Source organism: Clostridium tarantellae (assembly GCF_009295725.1).
Taxonomy (GTDB): domain Bacteria; phylum Bacillota; class Clostridia; order Clostridiales; family Clostridiaceae; genus Sarcina; species Sarcina tarantellae.
This window is the reverse complement of record NZ_WHJC01000320.1, coordinates 1-3,632: the sequence shown is the minus strand read 5'-3', so window position 1 is coordinate 3,632 and position 3,632 is coordinate 1. Positions and strand designations below refer to the sequence as shown.

Genomic DNA, 3,632 nt, shown 5'->3' with positions numbered 1-3,632 from the left:
AAATCTTAAAAATATTTGTAATAACTTGGTAATAAATTAGACAATAATTGTATAGTTTATATTATTAAAAGACAAAGTTTAATGTAAAAAAATGGGTAAAGTCAAAGCTATTATATTACTTTTTAAAATCATAAAAAAACTTCAACTATTAATTTCTTTTATAATTAATAGCTGAAGCTTTTATAAAATTAATACTTATCTATTCTTTTAGTATTGTTCTATTTCAAAAACTATTAAACTCAAACAATTTCCATATTGATCATCTACATAGTTTTTACATTTTACTACTGCTTCCAATTAGGATCATAAGGACTATCTTGTATGTTATATGTTTTTATTATATTATCTTTAGAAATTTTAATATTACTTATAATAGCTTTAAATTTAGTTATAACTTTTTCTATATAACTTTTATTAGTCAAATCATTACTTTCTATATAGTTTACTAAAGTATAGCCTTCATTAATTATATTATTAATCTCTTTAATTATATCTTTATTAATAAAATTATCTTTTTCTTCTATAGACATTTCTATATATATAATATCTTTTTCAATATCATAAGCATTATTAGCTATATTATTTGGATTAGCAATATAAAATTCTAATGAATAAATAAGTTTATTATAAAAATATAATACTTCATCCAATATATTATTTATATTCTCTGAATTTTCTTTATTATTTAGATTTGTTTCCTGAGAAGAAATGCTATCATCAACTTTATTATTTGTATTTTCTTGTTTTTTTACATCTAAAAGATTACCTTGATTTTTAATAACCTTAGACATTTCCATTATTCTTGCTAAAATTTTACCTTGGTCACTATTAGGTTGTATAATTATTTTATCCTTATATTTTTCTAAATAATCAAGTTGCATATAAATTAGTGCATTCATATCTTTTAATAAATTGCTTTTTTCATCTTGAGTGAGTAAATTTTTATTTTTTAAACGTTCATTTAATAGTACACTCAAAGAAGGATGAATATAAACTAGAAGAAATTAGGAAAATGATTATAACATAAAACAACCCTCCATCATTAACTACGTTCTTTAATGATGGAGGGTTATAAAATGGGGAGTAGGGTACTATACTTATATTATGGACAAGTATTTTAATTTTTAATCATACTAGTTTAATATTATTTTTCATTAATTTCTTTAAAAGTTTAATGATAATAGTAAATTTTATGCATTATATTTATGTTACTTAAATTAAACATCCCATTTGTATCTTTTATATTACTTTTTTATTTTCTGAACAATATCATCTCGTAATTTAACTATACTCGAGTTATACCTTTTAGTATTTAGTCCTAATTTTGCACCTATTATTTTTTGTTCTGTTGCTGTGAAATATTTGAATTTTAACAAAGATTGTCCAACTAATTTATTCTGAATAAACAAATCTATTGCTTCTGTTCTCTTTTCTTTAGCTAATTTCATAATTTTATTTATTATCAATCTATTTATATCTTCATAAATATCTGATTTATATATTTGTATAGCTGGTATTTTCTCTCCTTTTACTATCCCACTCAACCTAATACATCTTTCATTTAATTCAAGTATATCTAGCATGTTTATTGAAACATTTTCCCACCACTCTATGAGTAATTGATATTCTTTTATTTTTCTATACTCTTTCCTAAATTCAACCTCATGTTTTATAAAATATTCTAAAAACTCATCACTCTTATTTTTTTCTTCATCTACACATTTTATAGCATGGGCTATATTCTTTAAATGCATATTTTCAGTTACAATTTTCTTCATCTCATCTTTTAGTACATATCCATACCAACCTCTTAAAAACCTATCTTCAATCTCTTTAATTAATTCTTCTATAAATTGATTATTATCTTCTTTTGGACTGATTATAATTCCTTTAGAAACTTTAAATTCAATATATTTTTTTATCATTTCTCTTTTTGCCTTTTTCATAAAAGCTTCTTTGACATTTTCACTAATTGCATCTAAGTTTATATCATTGAATACATAGCTTCCAAATACATTCCATAATTTTGTATCACCGTATTCTCCCCAACCTTCATTCCATTCACCACATGCTCTTTGATAAATATTTTCACAAAATCTTTTATCAAGCTTTTGTAGTAAATATTTGTCGTATATCTCATCAATTTCTTTCCTCTTAAAACTATCAATACTTACAGATAATTTTTTAAAAAGTTTTGAGTCTTTATTATAATAAAATCTTCTTTGGAGATAGGTTTTTAAATTCAGTATATGTTCCAAACTAGTATATTTTGAAACTTTATCTATATATGAACTAGTAGTCACATCTCTATTTTCTTTTACACATCTCTCACTTGTTTTGTTACAAAAATCTAGGAATTCTTTTTTGGTAAATTTTTCACCAGTAAAATTCTTAAAACCATCACAGCTTTTTTTTACTTTTATCAAAGTATGTTCATCTATACATCTGCTATATGCATCTTTTTTAAAGTATCATTCACAAAAGGTACTTCAACAAAATCTGATTTAAATTTTTTTTGCCAGTCTAAATGCCACTGGGTTTTATTTCTATTAGCTCCATCACAGTCACTTTTTATTTTATGGGCATAATGCCATTTATTTATTACACCTTTCTTAGGTATTATTTTCATTTTGCACCCTGGACATCTATATTCACCTTTCCTGTTACTATGCTCAATATTTACTTTATATCCTTTTGAATTAATTCCATATAATAGTATATATATCACCTGTTTTGCTTTACATTATATATAACTGTAAATAATAGCTTTTCCTTGATTGAAAATGGCATTATTCTGTCTTATATGTAAATTAAATATAATTACACCTTTTGTTTTACATTTAGTATAATAAATATATGACTTTTAGAATAATAGCAAAGGAGAAAACACTATGATATATGGTTATGCAAGGTGCTCAACCACAGAAGAACTACAGGACATAAACAGGCAGATAAGGGAACTTAAGGAACTGGGAGCAGAGAAGATATATAAGGAATATGCTTCAGGAATTAAAGAGGACAGGGAAGAGCTACAGGAGCTACTGGAAGTAGTTACGGAAGGCGATGCTATTATAGCTTTAGAGGTCAGTAGAATTACTAGGAGCACAAAGCATTTGTGTGAACTTATAAATTTAGCTAAGGAGAAGAAGTTGAAGTTGATATTTGGGAATTTTGCTGTGGACTGTACAGGGGAACTAGACCCTGTGACAGAGGGGATGCTAAAAATGATGGGAGTATTCTCCGAAATGGAAAGGAATATTATTAGCCAAAGAGTAAAGTCTGGTATGGCTAATGCTAAAGCTAATGGTAAAGTTATAGGTAGACCAATTTTAACAGCAGAGGATGTCCCTAAGGAGTTTTTAAGACATTATCCTAAGTATAAGAGTAAAGAAATCAATAAAACTGAATTTGCTAGGCTTATAGGTGTGAGTAGACCTACTTTAGATAAGTATATAAGATTGTTAGATAGAAGAGAGTAATTAGAACTTCGTTCCTGTATTTAAAAAGGGGCTGTCGCACTAAATAATTAGTGAACAGCTCCTTTTTTCTTTAAAAAAATAAATCCCAAACTCCACGAGTTTAGGATTTATGGTAAAATATTCTTATGCTTAAAAAAAATATTTTGCAAAAAG

4 protein-coding genes are annotated in these 3,632 nt (G+C 25.5%); 1 reads left to right on the top strand and 3 read right to left on the bottom strand.

Annotation, left to right across the window (positions count from 1 at the left end):
• Positions 1-284: 284 nt before the first annotated feature.
• The 3 genes from GBZ86_RS13750 to GBZ86_RS13740 all read right to left on the bottom strand — a co-directional run bounded on the left by GBZ86_RS13750 (position 285) and on the right by GBZ86_RS13740 (position 2,728).
• Positions 285-881, bottom strand: coding sequence for a hypothetical protein (locus GBZ86_RS13750; protein ID WP_152891582.1), 597 nt, complete (start codon positions 879-881; stop codon positions 285-287).
• Between the two features lie 363 nt (positions 882-1,244).
• On the bottom strand, positions 1,245-2,426 hold the full coding sequence (locus GBZ86_RS13745) for a hypothetical protein (RefSeq protein WP_152891580.1): 1,182 nt from the start codon (positions 2,424-2,426) through the stop codon (positions 1,245-1,247).
• Positions 2,427-2,437: 11 nt separating this feature from the next.
• Positions 2,438-2,728 carry a competence protein CoiA family protein gene (locus GBZ86_RS13740; protein ID WP_170272267.1) on the bottom strand — a complete coding sequence of 97 codons (291 nt, stop codon included), beginning with the start codon at positions 2,726-2,728 and terminating at the stop codon, positions 2,438-2,440.
• A 163-nt stretch (positions 2,729-2,891) separates the two neighbouring features.
• On the opposite strand from GBZ86_RS13740, the gene GBZ86_RS13735 reads away from it, so the two are divergent.
• Positions 2,892-3,479: a recombinase family protein gene (locus GBZ86_RS13735; protein ID WP_152891576.1), complete on the top strand. Its 588-nt coding sequence runs from the start codon at positions 2,892-2,894 to the stop codon at positions 3,477-3,479.
• Positions 3,480-3,632: the final 153 nt, after the last annotated feature.